The following is a 23503-nucleotide window of genomic DNA, read 5'->3' on the forward strand; positions in this document are numbered from 1 at the left end:
AGCAGTTCGGGGCTGTTCGACCAGCGAGCGGTTCGGGGCTGCTCGACCAGCAAGGAGAAAGCGATCAGTCCGCAGCGGGGAGAGGGCGGCGACGCTCGACGATGTCGGCGGACAGGACGGCGAGGTCGATCCGGAGCCGCTGCGCCTCGCGCTCGAGGATCGCGAGCGCGTCGTCGGGGGAGACCCGCAGGCCGGCGCCCACGAAGCCGGCGGCCTGGTGCACGACGGCCGCGTGCCGCGACAGCGCGGACGAGACGATCGACGGCTCGTCCGGCGGGATCGGGCCGTCGCTGTCTCCGGGACAGGAGCCGGATGTCGGCATCAGAACGCGTCGAGCTTCGAGTCGGGGCGGCGAACGCTGCGCATCCGGAAGCGGGTGCCTCCGTCGGTGGTCGGGATGCCCGTCGAGGCGTCGGTCGGCTGCTGCACTCCCTCAGTGTCAGTACGGACGACGGGTCCGTGCACGGGCTTGCGAGGCTAGGCGGACAGAGGGTATGCCGTTCCTGTCTCGGGGCAACGCGTCGGCACGCATCACAGGCGCGGAAGGACCACTACGCGGCGCAGGGGCAGCCGGACCGACGGGACTCGGGCATCCGGACGTCCTCCGCCTTCAGGGGGAGTAGCGTCGGCCACCTCCCTACTTCGGTTCTCATGACCGGTCCGCTCCTGTCGCGGATTCGATCCCGCGGATCTCCGCGCCGGCTGCACCGCGCTTCCGCGGGCCGCTCGACCGAGGAAAGAGGACGTGACCATGGGTGCACTGATCTTCGGCGCATGGCGCCGCCGGATCGAGTTCGACGACCGGACGCTCTCGCACGTGCGGACGGCCGTCGGCATGCGGATGTCTCGAGGAGTTCCGTTCCGGCTGACCTGGGGGACGCTTCACGAGGCGGAGTACCGCTCGCACGCGATCCTCGTCCAGCCCGCCGCGCTGCTCGAGTACCGTTTCGACGATTCTCGACTGGTCGTCCTCAACCGGCTGTGGCTGCGTGAGCTCCTGAGGCCGGGGCTCGGCCGGGACATGGTCGTCACAGACGAGCCGAGGGGGATCCGGCGGTCGGACGGCACCGATCCCCCGCCTCGTCGCAGGCGCCGTGACGGATCCGCCCGCCGCGGTGACCGCGGACGGGTCCCGTCCCGGCACCGCCGCCCGTGGCGGCCATCCGTCGCCCTGGAGAACTGACGCCGAGTACCTCATCGAGCAGGGGTGGTGATCATTCGGGGTCGTAGCCGCCCTCGCCGTCCCACTGGTCCAGGCCCTCGCGGACCGGAGTGATCGCCCTGCGGTCGGGGCGCCGCCAGGTCGAGGTCGCCGCGTCGGCCCAGGCGGTGGAGGAGCGGGGGTCGGCGTCGTAGGACGCCCAGAAGCGCGCGTGTCGAGCGGCCTCCTCGAGGAGACCGTCGGCGTCTGCGCCGAGTCGGTGCGACCCGGCGTCGACGGCGGCCAGCGATGCGGAGGGGCGTGGGGGCGGGGTGGAGACACCCGTCGCGGTGCTGAGGAGTGCGGTCATGCTCGGACCCTACGCCTCGGCCGGGGGTGCGGACCAGACCGCCCGATACTGCTCGCCCGGAACGACTCGAAGTCCCGCGAGCGGTGGGGTGCCGGGTCCGGTCTTCGCGTCGACGGCGCAGATGCGCGTCGATTGTCGGAGAAAGCACACGCGCGCCGGGTCGTTGGGCGTAGCCTCCACCCCGACCCCATCCGGACCCCCTTCGCGTGGCAACGGCATCCACCCCGGATGCACCCGACGGCAGGATCCTCATGGGACGACTCGTCTACGACTCGCGGCTCGACGTGCACTTCGACGACCGCGTCCTCGCTCATCTGCAAGCCGTGATCGGGATCCGGCTGCGCCGAGGTGAATCGTTCTACCTCTCCTGGAAGGACCTGCCGAACGTGGGCAACGGCCGCTCCTCGATCTGGCTGGATCCCAGGATCGCGCTCTGCTTCCGCTACGGCAGCGGGCCGGCGGTCGTGATCGACGGGGACAGGGTCAGGCGATGGGTCGCCGACTCCTACTCCCCGGGCGGGCTCCGCGTGACGGAGGATCCCGTCTGATTCGCCGAGCGCGGGAGCGGGTCGGCGTCCGATCCGCGGGCGGTGGTCCGGGGACCCGTCTCAACGCCCGAGCGGCCTGGCACTCACTCCCGTGCGTGGGTCGGCGGGTCGAAGTCGAGGTCGAGATCGACGTCGTCGCGGTGCTGCGCGGCGATGTCGGCGGCCGACTCGACCACGGGCCGCGCGACTCCGAGGGCGCCGGCGAGTTCGGTGAGGTGCTGCACGAGGGCGTCGTCGGTGAGCTCGGTCGCCGAGTCCTCCTCGGGGGTCTCGGAGAAGAGCTGGCTGGAGGGGCCGATCAGGATCGAGGCCACGCCGCGCTCGCCGGTCGACAGCAGCACCGGGATGTCCACCGTCGCCGACGACTGCTTCCCTGCGAGTGCCTGGGCGTAGGCGAGGACGGCCTGGGCGATGTCGGTCCCGGTGAGGACGGAGTCGCCGGCGTAGAAGATGCGCTGCATCCTCTCGTTGTACTCGCGTCGGACCGCCGGCGCAGGGGATTGCGGCGGCACGGTCGCCCGTGGAGGCGACACGACCGCGTCACCAGGGGCGGGCGGATCCGTCGGCGCCGAGCCGGTAGAGAGCGGTGCTGACTGGAGCGGCGTCGCCGGACTCGTAGAGGCCGCGGGCGAGCTCGCGCAGGCCCTCGACAGCCTCGGCGTCGTCCGTCCCGCAGAGGTGCATCGCGACGCGCTGCCCGATCGCGACCACCGGGTCGCCGGCCACGAACTCGTCCACGAGCGCGTGCACGACGTCCGCGCGCAGGATCAGGGACGCCGCGAGGTCCTCGCTGCCCTCCGGCATCTCGAGGCGGAACCGCCCGTCGCCGCCCGACGCGACGGGGGCGATGCGCGCGAGCCAGGCGAGCGACTCCTCCGCGACCGCCGCCTCGGTGAGGCTGAGCCGCGCGGCCGTCGCGGCGGTGACGTACTCCCACGCCGCCTCGCGCTCGAGGACGTACGCCACGGTCAGCCCCGAGTCGTGCACTCTGAGCAGCGGGCCGTCGGACCGAGAGCGCAGGGATGCGGCGGCGCGATCGTCCATCACCAGCGGGTACAGCGGCACGGCGTCGGCGCCGATGCGCGCGGTCCCCGCCACCGGATCGACGACCACGGGCACGGGATCCGGGTCGGCCGGACGTCGGGAGAACAGTCCCATGTCGGTTCCTCTCTCGAGCGGCCGCGGTGCTGCGGAGGCAGGACCCATCCTGTCGCGGTCCGGCACGCGGCGCCCGGACGGGGTGCGCCGCTCTGCGTTCCCGCCGCCGGGGCGACCGCGCGAGGAGTCTTTCCGGCCTGCCGTGACCCGCTGATGGGGGGGCCGCAGAGGGGATCCGCAGCACCGGGCAGCCATCGGGTAGGCGGTTACCGTGAAACGTGCCCCGCTTTCGACGCCTCTCCGCGCTCGCCCTCGCGGCAGTGGTGTCCGGGCTCGTCGGATGCTCGGGCCCGTCCGCCGGGGCTATCGCGTCGTGCATCGTCCGCCCTGCCGCCGAGATCGTGCCCGCGGAGGGCACGCTCTTCGGAGTGAACCTGGACTGGGGAGCCGAGACGCTGAAGGAGTACAGCACGGCTCTGGGCGAGCGCCCGTCCGTCGCGGTGGCCTTCGCCGACCTCCCGCTGACCGCGGGGGAGCGCGACGAGGTGCACGCGGCCGCCGAGCAGCTGCGGGTGAACGGCGGGACGCTCCTGCTCACCCTGGAGTCGATCGGCGGTCTCGCCGCGGTGACCGACGACGTCGCTGCCGACATCGCCGACCTGGCCGCCGCGGTGAACGAGCGGGGGGTGCCCGTCATCGTGCGGTTCGCGCACGAGATGAACGGCTCCTGGTACGCGTGGGGGCAGCAGCCGACGGCGTACGTCGAGACGTTCCGGCGGGTGGCGGCGGCCGTGCACGCGGACGCTCCCGGGACGGCGATGATGTGGGCGCCCAACAGTGCCGAGGGGTACCCCTTCTCAGGAGGTGCCTCCGCCGCGCAGCCGGGGACCGCGGACTTCGCCGTGCTCGACACGACCGGCGACGGGGTCCTCACCCTCGACGACGACCCCTACGCGCCGTACTACCCGGGCGACGACGCCGTCGACTGGGTGGGCATGTCGCTCTACCACTGGGGCTCCGCGCATCCGTGGGGCGAGAACGAGCTGCCCGAGCCCGGTAAGTTCGCCGCGCAGCTGACCGGCACCTACAGCGGGGCGGCGGGCGACGAGACGGCGGCCCCCGACTTCTACCGGACGTACGGAGTCGAGCACGGGAAGCCCGTCGCGATCCCCGAGACGGCGGCGCTCGTCGTGCCGCGGGGCGACCCGGAGGGGGAGCTCGCGATCAAGCAGGCGTGGTGGCGGCAGGTCCTCTCGGAGGACGTCGCGACGCGGTTCCCGAACATCAGGATGGTCAACTGGTTCGAGTGGGACAAGTTCGAGCCCGAGGTGCAGGGCGAGGTCCACTGGTCCGTCCTCGACGACGACGAGACGCGGAGGGCGTTCCGCGCCGACCTGCCGGACGGGCTCGTCTACTCCGACCTGTCGGAGCGCTGCACGACGCCTCCCGCGCCCGTCGGCTGATCCGGGGCCGGCGCGGCTCAGCTGTGCGTGGTGTTCTCCCGCATCTCCTCGAGGGTCAGCTCCGGTGCGCCGCCGGCCGCCGCCTCCGGGTCCATCCAGACGAAGTCCCAGTGGTGGCCGTCCGGGTCGTCGAAACTCTTCGAGTACATGAACCCGTGGTCCTGCTCGCCGGCGGGCGTCGCGCCCGCGGCGAGGGCCTTCGCGTGGATCGCGTCGACCTCCTCCTTGCTCTCGGCGCTGAGGGCGAGCTGCACCTCGGTCGAGGTGGTGGCGTCGATGATCGACTTGCTGGTGAACTCGGCGAAGAACTCCCGCGTGAGCAGCATGGCGACGATCGTGTCGCTGATCATGACGCTGACGGCGTTCTCGTCGCTGAAGCCCTCGTTGATCGAGTAGCCGAGCGATTCGAAGAACGAGCGGGAGCGGGCGAGATCGTCCACAGCCAGGTTGACGAAGATCATGGTGGGCATCGGTGCGCCGTTCCTCTCGGGGGCCGGCGGCTCGCCGCCGCCGATCGTCCCTGAATGATGATGAGCCGCTCCAGACGGTGTCAAGGGACGGAGACCGGACGGCGGACGAGGCGACGCCGCGGCGGGATCGTTCCCGCGGGGCAGCGCGCAGAACCTCGGTCGGGAGCGGTGCACAGCCGTCATCGTGGCTGAGCACCACTCCCGGCCGAGGTCCCGTTCGACGGACGAGATCCGCGGAGGCGCCGCGATCAGGCGGGATCGGGGTACGTGAGGAAGTCCAGATCCGGCAGGTCCGTCATCTCCTCGTTCCAGGAGGGCCGCGACGGCTGCATCCGCCGGGTCTCCTGCTCGATGTGGGCGATGGCCTCCGCGTCGACCGGCTCCTCGCCGTGGCTGTTCTCGACCGGCGTCGACCACAGCTGGCTGGCGGGTCCGATGAGCAGGTGCGCGGTGGCGCTGCTCCCGCCCTCGGTGATGACGGGGACGGAGATCACGTCGGACTTGCCGACGTCGGCGAGGGCGCGCGCGTAGCGGAGGACCGCCTTGCAGGTGACGTCGGCGACGAGCATGGTCCCGCTGGAGTAGTGCAGCTTCCTCATGACGACCACGGTGCCGGAGCCGCGCGCTGGTCGGGAGGGGATTGCGGACCGCTGCCCCCCTCCTCTACCGCGTCCTCAGAACTGGCGCGCGGCGACGTCCGCCCGGTGCGAGGCGGCGATGACCTCGCGGAGTCGATCCGCGGACACGGGGGCCCCCGGGTCGGCGAGGTAGTCCTTCGCGAGGCCCTCGAGGTCGGCGGCGTAGACCGGCGTGTACGCGCCCGACTCGGGCTCCGTGCGCCACGACTCGGCGAGCGTGCCCGCGTCGACCGGCTCGAAGCCGAGGTCGTCGACCAGCGCAGAGACGGCGGCCTTGGCCTGCTCGTCGTCGCCGGAGACCGCGAGCGCGGTGCGCGGGGTCGAGTGGGCGAGGTTCGGGATGTGGTGCCAGAGGATGTTGTTGAACGCCTTCACGATGACCGCGCCGGGGAGGAGCTCCTGCTCGAGCTCGGCGGTGGTCAGCTCGAGAGCGTCGAGTCGGGCGATCCGTCCGTCGCGGTGGGGGTAGTAGTTGCCGGTCGAGAGCACGGTGCGGCCGTCGAGGGCGCCCTCGGGCAGGCCCGGATAGGCGCCCAGCGGCACGGCGAGGACCGTGATGTCCCCGGACTCCGCGGCCTCGCGCGCGTCGCCGGCCCGCGCCTGCGGGCCGAGCTCCTCGATCAGGTCGCGGAGCGACTCCGGACCGCGCGAGTTCGCGAGGAGCACCTCGTGGCCTGCGGCGATCGCCAGGCGGGCGATGCCGCTCCCGATGTCTCCGCTGCCGATGATCCCGATGCTCGTCATGCCTGTCTCCTTCGTGAGGGGGTGGTCGTAGGGGTGGTCGTGGTGGGGGTCAGCCCCGGCCGGGGACGGGTTCGCGGGACGTCTCCCAGCCGCTGCGGGTGAGCGCGGCGAGAGCCGCGCCGGATGCGGGGTCCGCCAGTGCGGCGCCGCGCACCCAGCTCTGGGCCAGCGCGGCGAGGAAGAGGTCGCGGGCCCGGACGTCGCTGCGCGCTCGGCCGTCGCGCTGCGCGGCGTCGAGGAACTCGGCCGTCGTGGTCACGAACCCCTCGCAGGTGGTGGCGAGGGGGGACGAGTCGGCGTTGGTCGCGGCGCGGAGCGGATCGGGGAGGCCCTCGTAGGCTCCCGCCCAGTCGACGACCGCCCGGAGCCAGCCGTCGAGCGCCTCCGCCGGGTCGACCGAGCCGTCGCGGAGCGACTCGCGCTGAGCGACGAGTGCGTCGTCGCGGTCGGCGAGCAGCGCCGCGAGGAGCGCCTCGCGGGTCGGGAAGTGCCGGTAGAGGGTTCCGGCACCGATGCCGGCCCTCTTCGCGATCGCGTCGAGCGAGCCGCGGACGCCGTGCTCGGCGAAGTGCTGCTCGGCGGCGTCGAGGATCAGGTCCCGATTGCGCTGGGCGTCCGCCCTGGGCGCCCGGCTGCGCGTCGTCTCGGTGGGAGGCACGGCCGCTCCGTTCTTATCGGAGACTGTCTCCGTATCACCACGAGCATACGCCCGCCGACCCGATCCGGGGACGGTCCATCCCCGGACGACCGGTCTCTGCCTCGCCTCGCCGAACGGGCCTAGGGTCGCTCGGGCCGCCCGACCAGGGGCGGTACGACGAAGGAGCTCGACCACATGAACCTCACCGGGAACACCATCCTCATCACCGGCGGCACCTCGGGCATCGGCCTCGCGCTCGCCCTCCGCCTGCACGACGCCGGTAACACCGTGATCGTCGCGGGTCGGCGCCGGGCGCTCCTGGACGCCATCACGACCGAGCACCACGGACTCCACGCGATCGAGCTCGACATCGCCGATCCGGAGTCGATCGCCCGGGCCCGCGCGAGCCTGGAACTCACTCACCCCGACCTGAACGTCCTCGTCAACAACGCCGGGATCATGCTGAGGGAGGACCTGCTCGATCCGTCCGACGTCGGCATCGCCGAGCAGCACGTGCAGACCAACCTGCTCGGCACGATCCGGATGGTCTACGCGTTCGCCCCGGTCCTGGCAGGCAGGGACGGTGCCGCGATCCTCACCGTCTCCTCTGCGCTCGCCTTCGTGCCGTGGGCGGCGACCCCGACCTACAGCGCCACGAAGGCCGCGCTCCACTCGTTCACCGAGAGCGCCCGCATCTCGCTCGCAGGAGCGGGTGTGCAGGTCGTCGAGATCGTGCCGCCCGCGGTCCGGACGGCCCTGCTCGGTCAGGAGGACAGCCAGCAGGCCATGCCGCTCGACGAGTACGTGTCCGAAGTGCTCGCGCTGCTGCGCGAGAACCCGGACGCCCGCGAGCTGGTCGTCGAGAACGCCCGCTGGGCGCGCGACGCCGCGGCGAACGGCACCTACGCCGGCCTCGTGAGCTCGCTCAGCAGCCTCTGACCGGGCCTGAGCCGGGGAGCGGGGGATCACCGGTCCCTGGCTCCGCTCCGGCTCCGGGCCCATCATGAGCGGATGGACAGACGACTGCTCGCCGAATTCCTCCGCTCGCGCCGCGAACTGCTGCGCCCGCGCGACGTCGGGCTGTCGGAGGGGCCGCGGCGGCGCGCCCCGGGACTGCGCCGCGAGGAGGTCGCGCAGCTGGCCGGCATGTCCACCGACTACTACGCCCGTCTCGAGCAGCAGCGCGCTCCCGTCCCGTCGACGCAGATCGCCGCGGCGCTCGCCCGGGCGCTCCGACTGACCCTCGACGAGCGCGACCACCTGTTCGCCCTCATCGGGCACAACGCGCCGGGCAGGTCGGTCCACTCCGACCACGTGAGCCCGGCACTGATGAGCGTGCTCGACGGGCTGACCGACGTGCCCTGCCTCGTGCAGAACGACCTCCACGACACCCTCGCGATGAATCCGCTCGCCATCGCGCTGATCGGCGACGAGACGAGGTTCACCGGCGCCGACCGCAGCGGCTTCCACCGCTGGTTCACGGACCCCGACGAGCGCCGCCTCTACCCCGTCGACGCGCAGGAGGAGCACGGCAGGTTCCTCGTCGCCCGCCTGCGGATGGCCACGACGTCGGGCAGCGACACCGCCCGGGCCGTGACGCTCGCGGCCGAGCTCTCGAAGCGCAGTGCCGAGTTCGCCCGCCTCTGGCAGCTGCACGAGGTCGCGCGCAGCTACGACGACTGCAGGATCCTCCTGCACCCCGAGCTGGGGCCGATCGAGATCGACGCGCAGATGCTCTTCACCGAGGACCGCTCGCAGACGCTCCTCCTGCTCAACCCGGGCGGCAGCGGTGAGAGCCGCAGCAAGCTCGACCTGCTGAAGGTCATCGGCCGCCAGAGCCTCGGTCCCCGCGTCGCGGCGGACTGACACCCCCACCCCACGAGAAGGACGAGACCATGCACATCCCCGCCAGCAGCGCCAGAGAGATCACGACCCCCGAGGGGACCATCCGGAAGTACCGGGTCCTCCCCGAGGCGGGCCTCGCGCACCAGACCATCACGACGAGCAGCCCGGCCTCCGGGAGCCACCTCAACAAGGAGGTCCACGAGATCTACTTCGTCATCGCGGGGACCGCTGTCTTCACGGTGGGCGAGGACCGGTTCGAGGTGGGCGAGAAGGACATCGTCGTCGTGGAGCCGATGGTTCCCCACTCCATCGAGACCGAGGGGCTCACCTACATCACCGTCACCCGTCCGGACTGGTTCTTCGAGCAGTACGAGCACGTCCAGGGCTGAGCCCCGAGCCGCTCGCGGCCGGACTCCTCATCCGGCCGCGAGGTCGTGCAGATCGACCGCCAGGGCCGGAGTGATCCCGAGATCCGCTGCGACGCTGCCGGGACCCGTGGGGAGTGTCCGCGGATCGATCCCTAGCAGGCAACGCGGGGGCGCTGAAGGGGTGACGGCACGCGGGGAGTCACCCCCGGCGCGGGCGGGCGCCGTCGCTCAGAAGAGGGCGCGGCCGAGCCGGACGAGGTACTCGCCGTCGACGGCGTCCCCGGAGGCGCGACGCTCGTCGAGGACGGCGATCATCAGGTCCCGCCGGCGCGGCGCCGAGTCGGCATCGGCGGCGGCGAGGGCGCGCGACAGCTCGGCGGGATCCAGATCGGTGCAGTAGGCGGGGGAGCCCGGCTGCTGGCGCCACGACTCCCGCAGCGGGCCGGCGTCGAGCCCCGTGAACCCGGTCTCCTCGACGAGGCGCCGCCCGATCGCGCCCTCCGTCGCGTCGTCCGCGGCGACGGGGATCGCGAGGCGCTGCGGATCGCCTGCTCCGGTGGCCCGGTCGCGGAACGACTGCGAGGTGATGGCGTTCCACGCCTTCACGACGCGGCGATCCAGGATCTCGGACACGCGGACGCTCTCCGGCACCTCGCCGTCCAGTCCGGCGATGACTCCGTCGCGGTGCGGGAAGTAGTTCGACGTGTCGATGAGCACGGCGGAGTCCGGCGCGGTCCGCACGACCGGGACCACGTCGGGGAGCCGGCCGAAGGGCACCGAGACGATCAGCACCTCCGCACCCTCCGGAGCGGCTGCGACGTCGACGGCACGCGCTCCGGTGCTCAGGGCCTCGAGGTCGACGGTCTGCGGGCCGCGGGAGTTGGCGATGGCCACCTCGTGTCCGGCGGCCGCCAGTCGTCGTCCGAGCGTCGCGCCGATCGTGCCGGCGCCGATGATCCTGATCCTCATCGAGGGTCCTCTCCCGTCGGTGGTGCGTGAGCGGCTCCGTGCGCGCCTCGTGCGCGCCGAGCCCCGCCGGGCGGCCGGTGCTGCCGGCCGCCCGATCGTGTCGTGCCCTAGTGGACCGCGTACCCTCCGTCGATCACGAGCTCCTCGCCCGTGACGAAGCGCGACTCCTCGGAGGCCAGGTAGAGGATGCCGTACGCGATGTCGGAGGCCTCCCCGATGTGCGGCGGCAGGATCGAGTTGACCGGGTCGGCCGCCTGCTCGCGGGTGATGCCGTAGTTCTTCACGAGGTTGGTGTAGATCGGCCCGGGGTGGACCGAGTTCACGCGGATGCCGTCGGCGGCGAAGTAGTTGGCGGCGTGCTTGGTGAGGGACCGCACGGCGCCCTTCGAGGCGGAGTAGGCGGCACCGCCGCCGTCCGCCGGGCCCGAGATGATGGCCGCGAGGGACGAGACGTTCACGATCGAGCCTCCGCCGGCCGACTGCAGGACGGGGATCACCGTCTTCATCCCTAGCCAGGTGCCCGTCGCGTTGATCGCGAGGACCCTGTTCCACTCGTCGAGCCTGGTCTCGAGGATGCCCCGGGCGAACGCGATCCCCGCGTTGTTCACCAGGACGTCGATCGTGCCGAAGGCGGCGACGGCGTCGTCGACCACCCGCGTCCAGTCCTCGGGCGAGCTCACGTCGAGCGGGTGGGCGATCGCCTCGACCCCGTCGCCGGCGATCGACTCGAGGGCCTCGGCGAGTGCGGGTTCCGAGACGTCGGTGAGGACGACCCGCGCTCCTTCCGCCGCGAAGAGCTGCGCGGTGCTGAGTCCGATGCCGCTGGCGGCTCCGGTGATGAGGGCGACCTTGCCTGTGAGACGTGCCATGTCGTGCGTCCTTCCTGAACGAGGGGCGATGGCCGCGGGTCCGGCGGGCCCTCGGTCCGGTGCGTCGAGTCGCTTGACAGAGCGGAGATGCTCTCCGTATCGTCCTTGTAAGAGGAGACTATCTCCACTTAGCGCCGAGGTCCACCGCCCGGACCGCGGCGGAGAGAGGACATCGGCATGGACAGACGGATGCTCATCGGACTGCATCTCGGCAACGGCTACGGCAACCTCCCGGGCGCCTGGCGCGACCCCGCCACCGACCCTCGGAGCTACACGAGCTTCGACGCGAAGGTGCGGCACGCTCAGGCGGCGGAGCGCGGCAAGCTGCAGTTCCTCTTCCTGCCCGACGGGCCGACCCACGTCGGCGACATCGCGAACGAGCCGCCGAACTTCACTCTCGACGTCTCGGTGACCCTGGCGGCGGTGGCGCGGGAGACGAGCAGGATCGGCCTGGTCGCGACCGGCTCGACCACGTTCACCGAGCCCTTCAACCTCGCCCGGCAGTTCAAGGCGCTCGACATCCTGAGCCACGGGCGGATCGGCTGGAACGCCGTCACGTCCAGCGGCGAGGACGTCGCGGCGAACTACGGCGCCCGGATCCCCTCCGGTCCGGAGCGCTACGGACGGGCTCACGAGAGTGTGCAGCTGATCCAGGCGCTGTGGGGGAGCTGGGGTGCGGACGCCTGGGTCCACGACCCGGAGACGGGCCTCTACGCCCACCCCGAGCAGATCGCTCCCATCAACCTCGGCGGCCAGTACGTCGCGTCCCGTGGACCGCTGTACATCCCGCCGTCGGAGCAGGGGCAGCCCGTCGTGTTCCACGCCGGTGGCAGCGCGAACGCGCACGAGTTCGCCGGGCGCTGGGCGAGCGCCGTCATCGGGGTCGCCTTCACGACCGAGGACGCGCGGGCGCAGCGCACGGCGTTCCGCGAGGCGGCGGAGCGCGCGGGGAGGGATCCGGACGAGATCCGGTTCTTCGCCGGCCTGATGACGTCCCTCGCGAGCAACGAGCGCGAAGGGCTGGACCGCCGGATCGCCCTGAGCGGCCGGACCTTCCCGCAGCGCGCGTCCTACCTCGGCCGCATGCTCGGCCTTCACCTCGACGCGTCGCAGCTGGACCGGCCGCTCACGCGCGACCAGCTCCTGCAGGCGCGGCCCTCGCCCGGCGATCCGCGCTCGACCCGTGCGCTCGAGGTCGCCCGCGAGGGCTGGACGCTGCGCGACATCCTCGCCCACGGTGTCATCGACTACCACCCGGTCGTCGTCGGACCGCCCGTCGCCGCCGCCGACCACATGCAGGAGTGGTTCGAGGCCGAGGCGGTCGACGGCTTCTGGGTCTCGCCGGACGTCTACGAAGGCGGAGTCGACGCGTTCGTCGACGGGGTCGTGCCGATCCTCCAGGAGCGCGGGCTCTTCCACCGCGACTACGAGGGGGCCACGCTGCGCGAGCACTTGGGCGCCCGACCGCAGTACGGGGTCGACCCGCGGGTCACCCGGTAGACGGGGTGGCGGACGAGAGCCGTCTCCCGGTGCACCACCTCTCGGGCGGTCGTCCGCTCCGCGGCGGTGCGGACGCTCAGAGGCCGCTGAACATCGTCAGGAACTGCGAGTAGGCGCCGGTGGCGACCGCGTCGCGGATCGGCTTCGCGTTCTCGACGACGAGCTCCTGCGCGACGGGGTTCTCGCGCAGCAGGGTGACCAGCTCGTCGAGGAAGGCGTCCACGGGCATGGCCATCGGGTTGTCCTGGTTGCCCAGGAGTGTGGTGGCGACGGCCGGCGGGACGATCTCGACGACCTGCACTCCGGAGTCGGCGAGCTGCACGCGCAGGCCCTCGAGGAACGAGTGCACGGCGGCCTTGGTCGCGCTGTACGTCGGCGTCGCCGGGAACGGCACGAAGGCGAGCGCCGAGCTCGTGCTGAGGATCGCGGCGTCCTGCTGCGTCACCAGCTGGGGGAGGAACGCGTAGATCGTCCGGATCGTGCCGAGCAGGTTCGTGGCCACCTGCTCCTCGGCGATGCGGACGTCCTCGGGGTGGAGGACGTTCTCGAGCAGCTGGATGCCGGCGTTGGCGACCAGGACGTTGAGGTCCGGGTGGCTGACCGCCAGGCTCGCCGCAGCCCGGGCGATCGAGTCGGGGTCGGCGACGTCGAGCTCGACCGAGGCGAGGTCGGGGTGCTCGGCCGTGATCGAGTCCAGGAGCACCCTGCGGCGTCCGGCGATGATGACGGTGTTGCCGGCTTCCTGGAGGCGGAGGGCCAGGCCCAGGCCGATACCCGAGGTGCTGCCGGTGAGGAGGATCGTGTTGCCGGAGATCTTCATGGGGTCGTGCTCCTTCGTCGATCGCGGTCCCGGTGCGGGCCGCTGCTGCGACGGTAGGCGCCTGCCGGAGCGCCAGGCAGAGTCCTCCTGTCCCTGGATCGGTGGTCCCGGGATCACGGGGACCGGGTCGTGGACGAGGCCCGCGGGGCGCGAGGACCGTCGGCGCCGACGGGGCGGGACGGGGGCGGCGCGTCGCCGCTCCCCGTCCCTCCGCCCGTCAGCTGCCGGGACCGGCCAGCTCGGGATCCATCCCCTCCGACTCGAGGATCTCCCCGATGGTGCCGTCGGCGGTGAGGGTCTCGAGGTCGGCGTTGATCGCCTCGACGAGACCGGTGTCGTCCTGGGCGACGCCGATCACGACGTTCGAGAGCTCCTGTGACGTCGGGATCTCGGGGGAGGAAGCGAACGCCTCCGCCGTGAGGCCGTCGTCACTCGACACGCGGAAGGCGGCTTCGGCCGAGGTCAGGACGACCGCGTCGATCCGTCCGGCGTCCAGGTCGCTCATCATGCTCGACGAGTCCTGGTACTGGGTCACGGAGTCGGTTCCGAGGGCGCTCGCGAGCGCGTCGTTCCAGAGGTACCCCTGGATCACTCCGACGCCCTTGCCCGAGAGGTCCTCGAGCGAGGAGTACCCGTCGTTCGACACGATCGACATGCCGTCGCGGTACATCGGGTCGCTCAGGCCGATGGCCTCCGCTCGCTCCGCCGTGTAGTAGAGGCCCGAGATGAGCGCGTCGGCCCGATTCGATTGGACGCTGGAGACCGCGGCCGCCGAGGCCACGTTCGTCGGAGCGATGGTGAGGCACTCCATGTCGGCGATCGCCTGGATGATCTTCCCGTCGACTCCGCCGAGCTCGCCGTCCGCGGACAGCGTCGTGTAGGGCTCGGTCGTGTAGACGGACAGCGAGAGCGTTCCGGGGGTCAGGGTGGTGATGCCGTCGTGGACGGGGTCGCAGTCGGAGGAGGCCGAGACGGCGGCGGGCGTCGCCGCGCATCCGGAGAGCGCGAGGAGTGCCGCGCTGAGCGTGGTGGCGAGGAGAAGGCGGTTCCGGTTCATGCGAGTATCCGTTTCCTGGGGTTCGGGTCAGCTCACGAGGCGCAAGTTGGTCTGGTAGGAGGGGTCGACGAGTGCGGGGCGGGAGGCGCGGAAGAAGTCGATGTCGTGCGCGGAGGTCCCGGTCATCGAGACGTCGGCCATGATGTCCCCGATGAGACCGGCGAACTTCGCCGCGTGGCCGGCACCGATCCCGAGGGAGACCCGGGGGTGGGAGGGCACGCGGTCGAGGATGAAGTTGCGGTCGGGGGTCATGTCGTACACGCAGGTCTTGCTGAGGATCTCCGGCCCGACCGAGCCGGGCAGGTGCTGCTCGAGGAACGCACGGATCAGTGCCGTCTCCTCGGCCAGCGGCTCGTGGCTGCGGGTCGCCTGGGTGATGTAGCGCTCGCTGTTGTCGCGCGCCGCCTTCGTCCCGACCTCGCCGTAGACCGGGAAACCGTAGAACAGCGGGTAGTCGTGCCAGATCCAGATCGGGAACGCGTCGACCGAGAAGTCCTTGAGGTTCGGAGTGCCGAAGTAGGTGACCTGCTCCTGCGTCAGCGTCCACGGGAAGTCGAGCCCGAGCGTGGGGAGGAGCTCCTCGGTCCAGGACGCCGTGCAGATCACGATCTTGTCCGCGGTGATCTCACCGTTCGAGGTGCGGACGACCACGCCGTCCGCGTTCGGCAGGATCTCCAGGACCCGGGTGTTCTCCTCGAAGTGGACGCCGCGTCCACGGGCCAGCGCGACGTGGGTGGCGTTGGCGTGCCGGATGTCGAGGATGCCGCCGTCCTCCTGGTACACGGCGACGACGGAGTCGTCGATGTTCCACTGCGGGTAGTGCGCCCGGATCTCGGCGGCGTTCCAGTACTCGTACTCGTGCCCGGTCGCCTCGAGGGTCGAGCGGAAGTTCCTGATCTCCTCCATGCCGGCCGTGCCTTCGACGCCGAGGTCGAGCCCGCCGGTCTTGACGACGAGACGCTGCCCGCTCGCCTCCTCGAGTCGAGCCCAGTTGTCGTAGGCCGGCTGGGTGAGGTCGCCGTAGGCGGTGTTGTGGTACGAGTGCCGGATGATGCGCGAGTGGTCCTCGGAGGCGCCGAACGTGTGTCCCAGCGTGAACTGCTCGAGCACGAGGACGTCGGTCTCGCCCTTCTCCGCGAGCCAGTACGCCGTGGCGGTGCCGATGGCGCCCGCTCCGATGACGATCGTCTGATGCTGATTCCTACCCATGACACTCCTCCGTCTGCGTTGCGGCTCAGTCAAGGGCACGCGCGGGAGCGCCTCCACCGTCAGCGCACGCAATATCGCGGTGCGGATTGCTACGATCTTCGAAATCAGGGCGCTGCCCGAGTGTCCTGTCTTCGACAGAGAAGGTCGATCAGATGGACTCCATCCAGGAGATCGTGGACGACCTGGCGCGGACGATCTCGCGGTCGGTCGCCGTGGACGACCAGGACCTGAACCTGCTCGCGGCCAGCAGTCACTACGACGACGCGGACCCGGCGCGGATCGAAGCGCTCATCGGGCGCGTGGTCAGCCCTGAGCGAGCGAGGTGGGCACGGGAGCAGGGCGTCTTCCGGGCGATCGAGCCGATGCGCCTGCTCGGCAGCCTCGAGCTCGGCATCAAGCCCAGGCTCGTCGTCCCGGTCCGGGTCGACCGCGAGCTCGTCGCGCTCCTGTGGATCATCGACGACGGTCGGATCGCGGCGGACGAGCTCGCGGCGGTGACGGTCGCGGCCGGCCGGATCCGCCTCGTCCTCGACCGACGCGCCCGAGCGCGGGAGGAGGAGTGGGCGGAGGTCCGCGCTCTCGCGCTGGAGCTGCTCTCGGACCGCCCGCTCGAGGGCGACGAGATCGCGGCGGAGCTCGCCGCAGCCGGGTACTTCGCGGGCTCGGCCCACTTCCGCGTGCTGCTCGTCTCGCCGACGGCGCGGGAGAGACTCGACACGGGAGAGCACGCCGCGGTCGAGCGCGCCCTCCGGAGTGCGCTGCACTTCCTGAGCCGGCACTCCTGGCTGACGACGCAGGTCGACGGACTGGTCGTCGGCATCGTCGGCTCGCTCGCGCCGCTGACGGCGGATCGGCAGACGGCGATCGCCGAGACGGTCGCGCGGGAGTCGTCGGCGACCCTGGAGGTGGCCTTCGGCGGGTCCGTCGCCGACCTCGGTCTCGTGCACCGCTCGTACGAGCAGTCACTGATCGTGCGGACCGTGCGGCGGCGTCGCGCCGGACGCTCTCCTCTCTGGGACGACGGATCCTCCGAGGATCTCCTGGTGGGGATCGCGGCGGCCCCGATCCCTCGGCACCTGTTCCCGGGAGCGCTCGATGACGTGCTGTCGAAGGAGTCGCCGAAGTCCCTCGACGTCCTCCGGTCGTTCCTCGACCACGGCGGCAACGTCTCGCAGGTCCATCTCGAGCTGGGAGTGCACCGCACGACGATCTACTACCGGCTCGACCGGTTCCGGGACCGGACGGGGCTGGACCTCGACGACGGGAGGACGCGGCTGCTCGTCCAGCTCTGGCTGCTGGCCGCCGACCTGGGGCTGATCGGATCGGCGGAGTCCTAGCCGCAGGCCCGCTCCCGCGTGCCTGCGGCCGTGGGACCGTCCGCTCTACTCCCGGGTCACATCCAGGACGCGATCGAGAAGCTGCCGCCCGCGGGCCGATCGGCCGTGCGGGTCAGCTCCCTCACGCGGTCCGCGGACGTCGGGACGCCGGGGGCCTGGTAGATCCAGTCCATCGCCTTGTCCGCACTCACGTCCGCGGGCACCTCTCCGAAGTACGGCTTGCAGTAGACGGGGGTGCCGGGTTCGCTCCGCCAGCTGTCGGCGAGCGTGCCGATGTCGACCGCGTCGTAGCCGAGGAGGTCGAGCAGCTCCACGACCTCCGCCTTGGCGGCGGCGTCGTCGCCGGCGATCGGCATGGCGCTGCGGTCGGCCGCGCCCGAGGGGCGCACGAGGGCGGCGAGCTGGGTCGCGACGATGTTGCTGGCAGCCTTGACCACGCGCGCACCGGTCAGGTGTCGCTGCAGCAGCTCGCTGGAGGTCAGCTCGCTCGCGTCGAGCACGGCGATGTGGCCGTCGCGCGCCGGGTAGTAGTTCAGGGTGTCGATCACGATCTTGCCCACCAGCGGCGCGACCGGGAGCGTCTCGTAGGCGTTCATCGGGATGGACACGACCACCAGGTCGCCGGCCTCGGCCGCTTCGACCGGCGTGGCGGCCCGGGCGCGCGGCCCGAGTTCGGCGACGAGGTCGGCCAGCGACTCGGGTCCGCGGGAGTTGCTCAGGACGACGTCCAGGCCGGCGGCGACCGCCTGGCGGGCCAGGATGCTGCCGATGGCGCCGCTGCCGATGATGCCGAGTGTCTTGTTCATGGGGCTCTGTTCTCCAAAGGGATGAGGGGAGGCACGGCCGGGACGGAGGCGCCTGCTAGGCGGACCGACCGGTCATGTTAGCTACCCTACACCGAAAGTGACCATACGGTCATGTTAAGCCCGCACCCGTCCCGGGTTCGAGAGGAGATGCTCCTCGCCCGCGCGGCCCATGCCGGCGCGACGGAACGGAGCGGTGCGGTGCGACGCGGCTCAGGCGCGGACCCGCCTCCCGACGAGGAGGGTGGGGGAGAGCCGGCGGACCGGGCGGTCGCGGTGCGCCGATCCGATCCGGAGCAGCACGAGCACCGTGAGGGAGATGCTCGCGTACATCACGCCGGCGAGGACCAGCGACGAGGCGAACTGGTAGCTGAGCGAGGCGGCGGTGTAGGCGCGGCTGAGGAGCTCGGGGACGCTGACGGCGTAGGCCAGCGACGTGCCCTGGTAGAGCAGGATCGCGTAGCCGATCAGCGGAGGGACCACGCGGCGGACCGCCTGCGGCAGGACGATGAGCCGCATCCGCTGAGCGTGGGTGAGGGAGAGCGCCTCGCCCGCCTCCACCTGGCCACGGTCGACCGACCTGATCCCGGCCCGCAGGATCTCGCTCATGTACGCGGCGCTCGTGTAGCCGAACGCGACGACGCACGCCGCGAAGGCCGGCAGGGTCACGTTCACCTGGGGCAGGCCGAAGTAGACGATGTAGAGCGTGATCAGACCGGGGACTCCGCGGCCGATCTCGATCACCGCGATCGCGGTCCACCGCACGATCCGGCGCGGCGACGAGGCCCAGACGGCGAAGACCACGGCGAGGGCCAAGCCGACGAGGAGGGAGAGGACGGTGAGCTCGATCGTGACGAGCAGACCCGGGAGGAACTGGGGGAAGTAGTCCGGCCACGGAGCGAAGAAGTCGGTCATGCGAGGAGTCTCCGTTCGAGCCAGGACCCGCCGGCCCGCGCGGCGACCGCGATCGGGAGGCTGAGGACGAGGTAGAGGGCGGCCGCGAGCAGGAAGATGAGGAGTCCGTCGTTCGAGACCCGGGACTGCTGGTAGGCGAAGAAGGTGATGTCGGTGGCGCCGATGATCGAGGCCAGGGCGCTGTCCTTCAGCAGTCCGATGGCGTAGGTGGCGGCAGGGGGCACGGTCAGCGTGAGTGCTTGAGGCGCCAGCACTCTGACGAGGGTCGTCGTGCGGCGCAGTCCGAGGGCGTCGGCCCCCTCCGTCTGGCCCGGCGGTACCGCTGCCAGGGCCGCTCGGTAGATCTCGGCGAGGTAGGCGGCGGAGACGACGCCGAGCCCGACGATCGCGGCCGAGAGGGTGTCGAACCGGATCATCCCGATGCTGATGCCGTAGTAGGTGAGGAACAGCCAGACCACGGGGGGCACCGAGCGCACGACCTCGATGACGGCCGCGCCGATCAGGCGGAGCGGCCGGTGCTCGGAGCGGCGGAGGAGGGCGAGCGGGACCCCGAGCACGGCGCCGAGGGCGAACGCTCCGACGGTGATCTGGAGGGTCGTCAGCACGCCGCCCAGCAGGGCGGTCAGGATGCCGGTCATCGGCCGATGACCGCGTGCAGGAACTGCCGGGTCCGGGGAGCGCGCGGGTCGCGGATGACCTGCTGCGCGGGGCCCTCCTCGACGATGCGCCCGTCGGCCATGAAGACGACGCGATCGGCGACGGTCTCGGCGAAGTGCATCTCGTGCGTCACCACGAGCATGGTCATCCCCTCCTCGGCGAGCCGCCGCATCGTCGCGAGCACCTCCATGCCGCGCTCCGGATCCAGGGCCGAGGTGGGCTCGTCGAACAGCATCACCTTCGGGTCCATGGCCAGCGCCCGCGCGATCGCCACCCGCTGCTGCTGGCCTCCGCTGAGCTTGGCCGGCTTGCGGTCCGCGAACTCGGCGAGTCCCACGTGGGCGAGCTCCTCGAGAGCGCGGGCACGCGCCTGGGCGATCGGGCGCTTGAGCGCGTGGGTCTGAGCGAGGACGACGTTCTCGGCGGCGCTGAGGTGGGGGAACAGGTTGAAGTTCTGGAAGACCATGCCCACGTCGCGGCGGAGCTCCACGAGCGCCTCCGCCGAGACGGCGATCGCCGCGTCGACCTCGTGGTCGGCGACGCGGATGGTGCCGGCCGACGGGCGCTCGAGGTAGTTGACGGCCCGGATGAGACTGCTCTTGCCCGCTCCCGAGGGCCCGATGAGAGCGACGACCTGCCCCTCCTGGACGCTCAGGTCGATGTCGTGCACGACCCGATGGGCGTTGTAGTCGATGCAGACTCCGTGGAGTTCGATCAGGGCGGGAGCATCACTCATGCCTGTCATCCAAGCTGTCCCTCTCTCTCGAGGGATAGAGGAATCGAGCGAGGAGCGCGCGCCCGCTTTTCGACGATCGTCGGAAGAGACGGGATCCCGTTACGGTCACGTTTCGCGTCCGTTGCTGGTCCGCGTGGCGGAGGGGCCCCGCCGCCGGCAGTGGGGGCGGTACGACAGCACCCAGGGGAGACCCTGTCGACGAGGAGCGCGGTCGTACCGCGCCCGGAGGTCGGAGTTCCCGGATCTCGGCAGAGCATCGACGGGCCGTTCGCCGACTCGGAGCGCTTCCGCCTCGACCGCGTCTGCCCGCGTCCACTCGTCCGACCCGGGGACGCGCGGGTCGAGCAGTACGTGGAGCGACGGCGTCAGTGGCAGGACGCTCCTGGCGGGGTCGATGCAGTCGTTCACGAGGGCGGGAGCGGGCGCCCCGTCGAGGCGCGACGGCGCTCGTCGCCGCGGCACCTCGGCGCCGCGCTGCAGGTCTCGCGCGAGCGAAGGGTCGGCGGCGACGGTCCTGAGCCCGACGAACCGGGAGGGCCGGCGCGTGCGACCCGCTACGCCACCGCTCGCACGAGGGCGCCCCGCGCGGCGTCCTCCGCAGCGACTTCGGCGAGGGCCGCGGAGAGAGCGTCGACCGCGACCCCCGGGACCCCGGCGAGGTTGATCCGCCCCGAGGGGAGACCGTAGACGCCGAACTCGCGCTGGAGCCGGTGCATGGCCGCCGGCGACAGCGGGAGCGAGAGGAACAGGCCCCTCTGATCGCGGAGGGCGGCGAACTCCGCCGGAGCACCGGCCGAGAGCGCGCCGGTGACGAGGCGGTCCCGGAGCAGGGTGACCCTGTTCCGCATCCGATCGAGCTCGCCCCGCCACGAGTGCTCGAGCTCCTCGTCCTGGAGGATCGTCGCGACGATCGCCGCTCCGTGGTGCGGGGGCTGCGAGTAGGCGGTCCGTGCGATGCCCTCGAGAGTGTGCATCGCGCCGGCGGCGCCGGAGGGGTCGAGGAGGAGGAGGGCGCAGCCCACCCGCTCGCTGTACAGGCTGAACGCCTTGGAGCAGCTGACCGAGATCACGGCCTCGGGCACCCGCGCGAGCAGGCGGCGCATGCCGGCGAGATCCTCCTCGAGGCCGTCGCCGAGCCCGTAGTACGCCTGGTCGAGGAACGGGACGACGCCGGCGCGGACGATCTCGTCCGTCAGCCTGTCCCACATCGCGCTCGTCAGCGAGGCTCCGGTCGGGTTGTGGCAGTTGCCCTGCAGGAGCACCGCGTCGCCCGGGCGGGCGGAGCGCAGCGCGTCGATCGTCGGCTCCAGCCACGGCAGTCCGGACTCGTCCACGAAGGGCACCGAGTGGATCTCCAGACCCGCGGCGCGGAGCACGGGGGCGTGGTTGACGTAGGAGGGCGCGCCCAGGATCACCCGGCGCCCCGGCTCGAAGTGCGCCAGGAACTCGGCCAGCAGCCGCAGCGCACCGGTCCCGGCGACGGTCTGCACGCCGATGGCCCGCTCGGCCAGCTCCTCGCCGAGCAGGAGGGTGCTCATCCGCGCGGTGAAGTCGGGGTGGCCGCTCGGGCCCCGGTACTGCTTCGACTCGCGCCGGGCGAGCAGGATCCGCTCGGCGGCGTGGACGGCGTCCATGACCGGGGCGCGGAGACTGTCGTCGCGATACACGCCGAGGGTGAGGTCCAGGCGCGACGGGCGGGGGTCGGCGGCGTAGCGCCGGGTCAGCTCCCAGACGGGGTCGGGAGCGAGGCTGTTCGCGGTGACGATCATCGGTGACTCCTGGTCGGTGACGGGCGGAGGGGGCGGGCGGAGAGGAGATCGGGGACGGGGCGGAGCGGGCGGCCGCGTGGCGGAGCGTTCGCGACGACGACGCCGAGGACGACGAGAGCGAGCCCGACGATGTCGCCCGGCGGCAGCGACTCTCCGAACAGCGGGAGCGCTACCAGGGCCGTGACGACGGGGCTCAGCGAGCCGAAGGCCGCCGCGCGACCCGACCCGAGGTGCTGGACCGCGACCGTGTAGGCGAGCGCGGCGACGACTCCGACGCCGACCCCCTGGACGAGGGCGAAGGACGCGACCGCGCTCGGCTCCGCGGACCCCGTGAGCAGCGTGGTGGGCAGCGCCCCGGTCAGCGCCGCGAGGAGGCTGAGGAGGAACGACGGGGCGCAGACCGTGACGACCACCGAGACGGGGGTCAGGCGAGTGCGCCGCAGTCCGAGCGTGTAGACGGCCCAGAGGAGGCCGGCCGCGAGCAGGATCGCGATCCCCAGCGCGATGGAGGTCGCTGCCGTCAGCGCGACGATCACGGCGACGCCGACCACGATCGAGCCGAGGCCCACCAGGCGCGCGGCGCCCGGGCGCTCCCGCATCAGCCCCAGGGCGAGCAGCGCGACGAAGACCGGGACGGAGCCGGGGATCACCAGGCCGACGAGGGCGGCACTGGTCAGCCTCCCGCCCAGGGCCGCCGTGAGGAAGTAGGGCAGCCCCGCCCCGAGAGCCAGGCATGCGAGGGTGAGGGGCGACTCGCGGCGGATCGACCGCAGAGCGCGCGGGATCGCCGGTGCCAGCACCAGCAGCGGGAGGCCGAAGCGCAGGAGCGCCACGTCGTTCGAGGTCAGTCCGGACCCGCCGATGCCGCGGATGCTCAGGGCGAACCCGGCCCAGGTGGCGACGGTCGCGATCATCGCGATCGGTCCGGTGAGCGCGGATCTGGTCATCGTGGTCCTCTCGGCGCCGGTCGAGGCGGCTCCTCCGAGGCTAGGGCGGAGGCCGAGGCGCACGATTGCCGATTCCTGCGCGGTAGTCGCCTTTCCTCGCAGGATCTGCCACAGTCGGCCGTATGGACGACATCGATGCGCGCATTCTCGACGAGCTGCAGCGGGACGGCCGGCTCAGCAACCAGGACCTCGCCGACCGGGTGGGGCTCTCTCCCTCACCCTGCCTCCGACGGGTGCGCCGACTCGAGGAGGTCGGCGTCCTCACCGGGTACCGCGCCGTCGTCGACCCCCGCGCCGTGGGTCTCGCGATCACCGCCTTCGTGCGCCTCCGGCTCGAGAGCCACAGCCCCGAGATCGTGGCGCGGGTCGAGGCGGCCATCCGCGAGATCCCGCATGTGACCGAGGCGTACCTCATGGCCGGCGACAGCGACTTCCTCCTCAAGGTCGCCGTCGAGGACCTCGAGAGCTACGAGACGCTGGTCCGCACCCGGATCCGGATGATCCCCGCGCTCGCCTCGATCGAGACGTCCTTCGCCTACGGAGTGACCAAGCCGCAGTCGCCCCTCCCCGCGCGCAGGTGACCGCGGCGCCGT

Annotated in this window: 27 protein-coding genes and 1 pseudogene; 9 read left to right on the plus strand and 19 right to left on the minus strand. The window is 71.8% G+C overall.

Annotated elements, in window-relative coordinates; translation table 11 throughout:
• Positions 1–64 precede the first annotated feature (64 nt).
• Complete coding sequence (locus LRG51_RS15355) at positions 65–322, minus strand: ANTAR domain-containing protein (RefSeq protein WP_230673477.1); 258 nt, start codon at positions 320–322, stop codon at positions 65–67.
• A 429-nt stretch (positions 323–751) separates the two neighbouring features.
• Here LRG51_RS15355 and LRG51_RS15360 point away from each other — a divergent pair, with 429 nt between their 5' ends.
• Positions 752–1183: a DUF7882 family protein gene (locus tag LRG51_RS15360; protein WP_230673479.1), complete on the plus strand. Its 432-nt coding sequence runs from the start codon at positions 752–754 to the stop codon at positions 1181–1183.
• Between the two features lie 31 nt (positions 1184–1214).
• On the opposite strand, the gene LRG51_RS15365 is transcribed toward LRG51_RS15360, so the two are convergent.
• Positions 1215–1511, minus strand: coding sequence for a hypothetical protein (locus LRG51_RS15365; RefSeq protein ID WP_107573365.1), 297 nt, complete (start codon positions 1509–1511; stop codon positions 1215–1217).
• A gap of 251 nt (positions 1512–1762) precedes the next feature.
• On the opposite strand from LRG51_RS15365, the gene LRG51_RS15370 reads away from it, so the two are divergent.
• On the plus strand, positions 1763–2059 hold the full coding sequence (locus LRG51_RS15370) for a DUF7882 family protein (RefSeq protein ID WP_107573364.1): 297 nt from the start codon (positions 1763–1765) through the stop codon (positions 2057–2059).
• Between the two features lie 83 nt (positions 2060–2142).
• Here LRG51_RS15370 and LRG51_RS15375 read toward each other — a convergent pair whose 3' ends face one another.
• Both LRG51_RS15375 and LRG51_RS15380 read right to left on the minus strand, forming a co-directional pair.
• The gene (locus LRG51_RS15375) at positions 2143–2520 is read right to left on the minus strand and encodes a hypothetical protein (protein WP_055790754.1); all 378 of its coding nucleotides are present in this window, start codon (positions 2518–2520) and stop codon (positions 2143–2145) included.
• Between the two features lie 79 nt (positions 2521–2599).
• Positions 2600–3217 carry a hypothetical protein gene (locus LRG51_RS15380; RefSeq protein WP_055790757.1) on the minus strand — a complete coding sequence of 206 codons (618 nt, stop codon included), beginning with the start codon at positions 3215–3217 and terminating at the stop codon, positions 2600–2602.
• 218 nt (positions 3218–3435) lie between these two features.
• On the opposite strand from LRG51_RS15380, the gene LRG51_RS15385 reads away from it, so the two are divergent.
• A complete protein-coding gene (locus tag LRG51_RS15385; protein ID WP_230673481.1) occupies positions 3436–4620 on the plus strand; it encodes a glycoside hydrolase family 26 protein in 1185 nt (394 codons plus the stop codon).
• A gap of 17 nt (positions 4621–4637) precedes the next feature.
• Here LRG51_RS15385 and LRG51_RS15390 read toward each other — a convergent pair whose 3' ends face one another.
• The 4 genes from LRG51_RS15390 to LRG51_RS15405 all read right to left on the minus strand — a co-directional run bounded on the left by LRG51_RS15390 (position 4638) and on the right by LRG51_RS15405 (position 7130).
• Positions 4638–5090, minus strand: a complete 453-nt coding sequence (locus LRG51_RS15390; RefSeq protein WP_230673483.1) for a VOC family protein — start codon at positions 5088–5090, stop codon at positions 4638–4640.
• 248 nt (positions 5091–5338) lie between these two features.
• Positions 5339–5689, minus strand: coding sequence for a hypothetical protein (locus tag LRG51_RS15395; RefSeq protein ID WP_157603142.1), 351 nt, complete (start codon positions 5687–5689; stop codon positions 5339–5341).
• 75 nt (positions 5690–5764) lie between these two features.
• Positions 5765–6472, minus strand: a complete 708-nt coding sequence (locus LRG51_RS15400; protein ID WP_055790771.1) for an NADPH-dependent F420 reductase — start codon at positions 6470–6472, stop codon at positions 5765–5767.
• Between the two features lie 49 nt (positions 6473–6521).
• Positions 6522–7130: a TetR/AcrR family transcriptional regulator gene (locus LRG51_RS15405; protein WP_230673485.1), complete on the minus strand. Its 609-nt coding sequence runs from the start codon at positions 7128–7130 to the stop codon at positions 6522–6524.
• Between the two features lie 174 nt (positions 7131–7304).
• On the opposite strand from LRG51_RS15405, the gene LRG51_RS15410 reads away from it, so the two are divergent.
• The 3 genes from LRG51_RS15410 to LRG51_RS15420 all read left to right on the plus strand — a co-directional run bounded on the left by LRG51_RS15410 (position 7305) and on the right by LRG51_RS15420 (position 9343).
• The gene (locus LRG51_RS15410) at positions 7305–8048 is read left to right on the plus strand and encodes an SDR family oxidoreductase (RefSeq protein ID WP_055790780.1); all 744 of its coding nucleotides are present in this window, start codon (positions 7305–7307) and stop codon (positions 8046–8048) included.
• Between the two features lie 72 nt (positions 8049–8120).
• Positions 8121–8975 carry a helix-turn-helix transcriptional regulator gene (locus LRG51_RS15415; protein WP_055790785.1) on the plus strand — a complete coding sequence of 285 codons (855 nt, stop codon included), beginning with the start codon at positions 8121–8123 and terminating at the stop codon, positions 8973–8975.
• 29 nt (positions 8976–9004) lie between these two features.
• Complete coding sequence (locus LRG51_RS15420; protein ID WP_055790790.1) at positions 9005–9343, plus strand: cupin domain-containing protein; 339 nt, start codon at positions 9005–9007, stop codon at positions 9341–9343.
• A 207-nt stretch (positions 9344–9550) separates the two neighbouring features.
• On the opposite strand, the gene LRG51_RS15425 is transcribed toward LRG51_RS15420, so the two are convergent.
• Both LRG51_RS15425 and LRG51_RS15430 read right to left on the minus strand, forming a co-directional pair.
• Positions 9551–10291: an NAD(P)-binding domain-containing protein gene (locus LRG51_RS15425; RefSeq protein WP_230673487.1), complete on the minus strand. Its 741-nt coding sequence runs from the start codon at positions 10289–10291 to the stop codon at positions 9551–9553.
• A 107-nt stretch (positions 10292–10398) separates the two neighbouring features.
• Positions 10399–11160: an SDR family NAD(P)-dependent oxidoreductase gene (locus LRG51_RS15430; RefSeq protein WP_230673489.1), complete on the minus strand. Its 762-nt coding sequence runs from the start codon at positions 11158–11160 to the stop codon at positions 10399–10401.
• A 177-nt stretch (positions 11161–11337) separates the two neighbouring features.
• Between LRG51_RS15430 and LRG51_RS15435 the strand changes: the two genes are divergently transcribed.
• Positions 11338–12660, plus strand: coding sequence for an NtaA/DmoA family FMN-dependent monooxygenase (locus LRG51_RS15435; RefSeq protein WP_055790803.1), 1323 nt, complete (start codon positions 11338–11340; stop codon positions 12658–12660).
• 76 nt (positions 12661–12736) lie between these two features.
• Here the strand turns inward: LRG51_RS15435 and LRG51_RS15440 are convergent, their stop codons facing one another.
• The 3 genes from LRG51_RS15440 to solA form a co-directional block, all read right to left on the minus strand.
• Complete coding sequence (locus LRG51_RS15440) at positions 12737–13480, minus strand: SDR family oxidoreductase (protein WP_055790806.1); 744 nt, start codon at positions 13478–13480, stop codon at positions 12737–12739.
• A 217-nt stretch (positions 13481–13697) separates the two neighbouring features.
• Positions 13698–14537 (minus strand): substrate-binding periplasmic protein, encoded by an 840-nt coding sequence (locus LRG51_RS15445; RefSeq protein WP_055790809.1) that lies wholly within the window; start codon positions 14535–14537, stop codon positions 13698–13700.
• Between the two features lie 27 nt (positions 14538–14564).
• Complete coding sequence (gene solA, locus LRG51_RS15450) at positions 14565–15746, minus strand: N-methyl-L-tryptophan oxidase (RefSeq protein ID WP_230673491.1); 1182 nt, start codon at positions 15744–15746, stop codon at positions 14565–14567.
• 152 nt (positions 15747–15898) lie between these two features.
• On the opposite strand from solA, the gene LRG51_RS15455 reads away from it, so the two are divergent.
• A complete protein-coding gene (locus LRG51_RS15455; protein WP_055790814.1) occupies positions 15899–17083 on the plus strand; it encodes a PucR family transcriptional regulator in 1185 nt (394 codons plus the stop codon).
• 56 nt (positions 17084–17139) lie between these two features.
• Here the strand turns inward: LRG51_RS15455 and LRG51_RS15460 are convergent.
• From LRG51_RS15460 to LRG51_RS15485, 6 genes and pseudogenes are all read right to left on the minus strand, one after another.
• Positions 17140–17925: pseudogene (locus LRG51_RS15460) on the minus strand (NADPH-dependent F420 reductase); the annotation flags it as partial.
• Positions 17926–18099: 174 nt separating this feature from the next.
• Positions 18100–18801 carry an amino acid ABC transporter permease gene (locus LRG51_RS15465; RefSeq protein ID WP_055790820.1) on the minus strand — a complete coding sequence of 234 codons (702 nt, stop codon included), beginning with the start codon at positions 18799–18801 and terminating at the stop codon, positions 18100–18102.
• The gene (locus LRG51_RS15470; protein ID WP_055790823.1) at positions 18798–19439 is read right to left on the minus strand and encodes an amino acid ABC transporter permease; all 642 of its coding nucleotides are present in this window, start codon (positions 19437–19439) and stop codon (positions 18798–18800) included. Before LRG51_RS15470 ends, LRG51_RS15465 begins: the two co-directional genes overlap by 4 nt.
• Positions 19436–20203, minus strand: coding sequence for an amino acid ABC transporter ATP-binding protein (locus LRG51_RS15475; RefSeq protein WP_200931004.1), 768 nt, complete (start codon positions 20201–20203; stop codon positions 19436–19438). The genes LRG51_RS15470 and LRG51_RS15475 overlap by 4 nt, the downstream gene beginning before the upstream one ends.
• Before the next feature lie 545 nt (positions 20204–20748).
• A complete protein-coding gene (locus LRG51_RS15480) occupies positions 20749–21963 on the minus strand; it encodes an aromatic amino acid transaminase (protein WP_230673493.1) in 1215 nt (404 codons plus the stop codon).
• Positions 21960–22910: a DMT family transporter gene (locus LRG51_RS15485; protein WP_157603143.1), complete on the minus strand. Its 951-nt coding sequence runs from the start codon at positions 22908–22910 to the stop codon at positions 21960–21962. Before LRG51_RS15485 ends, LRG51_RS15480 begins: the two co-directional genes overlap by 4 nt.
• Before the next feature lie 122 nt (positions 22911–23032).
• Here LRG51_RS15485 and LRG51_RS15490 point away from each other — a divergent pair, with 122 nt between their 5' ends.
• The gene (locus LRG51_RS15490; RefSeq protein WP_055790832.1) at positions 23033–23491 is read left to right on the plus strand and encodes an Lrp/AsnC family transcriptional regulator; all 459 of its coding nucleotides are present in this window, start codon (positions 23033–23035) and stop codon (positions 23489–23491) included.
• The last annotated feature ends 12 nt before the right edge of the window (positions 23492–23503 follow it).

This window comes from Rathayibacter sp. Leaf248 (assembly GCF_920939495.1).
In the GTDB taxonomy this organism is placed as follows: domain Bacteria; phylum Actinomycetota; class Actinomycetes; order Actinomycetales; family Microbacteriaceae; genus Rathayibacter; species Rathayibacter caricis.

Excerpts from the sequence above, each read along its gene's own strand:
- LRG51_RS15435 (WP_055790803.1), top strand. The coding sequence starts at position 11,338 with ATGGACAGACGGATGCTCATCGGACTGCATCTCGGCAACGGCTACGGC.
- LRG51_RS15355 (WP_230673477.1), bottom strand. The coding sequence starts at position 322 with ATGCCGACATCCGGCTCCTGTCCCGGAGACAGCGACGGCCCGATCCCG.
- LRG51_RS15445 (WP_055790809.1), bottom strand. The coding sequence starts at position 14,537 with ATGAACCGGAACCGCCTTCTCCTCGCCACCACGCTCAGCGCGGCACTC.
- LRG51_RS15390 (WP_230673483.1), bottom strand. The coding sequence starts at position 5,090 with ATGCCCACCATGATCTTCGTCAACCTGGCTGTGGACGATCTCGCCCGC.
- LRG51_RS15455 (WP_055790814.1), top strand. The coding sequence starts at position 15,899 with ATGGACTCCATCCAGGAGATCGTGGACGACCTGGCGCGGACGATCTCG.
- LRG51_RS15490 (WP_055790832.1), top strand. The coding sequence starts at position 23,033 with ATGGACGACATCGATGCGCGCATTCTCGACGAGCTGCAGCGGGACGGC.
- LRG51_RS15465 (WP_055790820.1), bottom strand. The coding sequence starts at position 18,801 with ATGACCGACTTCTTCGCTCCGTGGCCGGACTACTTCCCCCAGTTCCTC.
- LRG51_RS15470 (WP_055790823.1), bottom strand. The coding sequence starts at position 19,439 with ATGACCGGCATCCTGACCGCCCTGCTGGGCGGCGTGCTGACGACCCTC.
- LRG51_RS15370 (WP_107573364.1), top strand. The coding sequence starts at position 1,763 with ATGGGACGACTCGTCTACGACTCGCGGCTCGACGTGCACTTCGACGAC.
- LRG51_RS15395 (WP_157603142.1), bottom strand. The coding sequence starts at position 5,689 with ATGAGGAAGCTGCACTACTCCAGCGGGACCATGCTCGTCGCCGACGTC.
- LRG51_RS15410 (WP_055790780.1), top strand. The coding sequence starts at position 7,305 with ATGAACCTCACCGGGAACACCATCCTCATCACCGGCGGCACCTCGGGC.
- LRG51_RS15475 (WP_200931004.1), bottom strand. The coding sequence starts at position 20,203 with ATGACAGGCATGAGTGATGCTCCCGCCCTGATCGAACTCCACGGAGTC.
- LRG51_RS15480 (WP_230673493.1), bottom strand. The coding sequence starts at position 21,963 with ATGATCGTCACCGCGAACAGCCTCGCTCCCGACCCCGTCTGGGAGCTG.
- LRG51_RS15440 (WP_055790806.1), bottom strand. The coding sequence starts at position 13,480 with ATGAAGATCTCCGGCAACACGATCCTCCTCACCGGCAGCACCTCGGGT.
- LRG51_RS15365 (WP_107573365.1), bottom strand. The coding sequence starts at position 1,511 with ATGACCGCACTCCTCAGCACCGCGACGGGTGTCTCCACCCCGCCCCCA.
- LRG51_RS15360 (WP_230673479.1), top strand. The coding sequence starts at position 752 with ATGGGTGCACTGATCTTCGGCGCATGGCGCCGCCGGATCGAGTTCGAC.
- LRG51_RS15425 (WP_230673487.1), bottom strand. The coding sequence starts at position 10,291 with ATGAGGATCAGGATCATCGGCGCCGGCACGATCGGCGCGACGCTCGGA.
- LRG51_RS15415 (WP_055790785.1), top strand. The coding sequence starts at position 8,121 with ATGGACAGACGACTGCTCGCCGAATTCCTCCGCTCGCGCCGCGAACTG.
- solA (WP_230673491.1), bottom strand. The coding sequence starts at position 15,746 with ATGGGTAGGAATCAGCATCAGACGATCGTCATCGGAGCGGGCGCCATC.
- LRG51_RS15420 (WP_055790790.1), top strand. The coding sequence starts at position 9,005 with ATGCACATCCCCGCCAGCAGCGCCAGAGAGATCACGACCCCCGAGGGG.
- LRG51_RS15400 (WP_055790771.1), bottom strand. The coding sequence starts at position 6,472 with ATGACGAGCATCGGGATCATCGGCAGCGGAGACATCGGGAGCGGCATC.
- LRG51_RS15485 (WP_157603143.1), bottom strand. The coding sequence starts at position 22,910 with ATGACCAGATCCGCGCTCACCGGACCGATCGCGATGATCGCGACCGTC.
- LRG51_RS15380 (WP_055790757.1), bottom strand. The coding sequence starts at position 3,217 with ATGGGACTGTTCTCCCGACGTCCGGCCGACCCGGATCCCGTGCCCGTG.
- LRG51_RS15375 (WP_055790754.1), bottom strand. The coding sequence starts at position 2,520 with ATGCAGCGCATCTTCTACGCCGGCGACTCCGTCCTCACCGGGACCGAC.
- LRG51_RS15430 (WP_230673489.1), bottom strand. The coding sequence starts at position 11,160 with ATGGCACGTCTCACAGGCAAGGTCGCCCTCATCACCGGAGCCGCCAGC.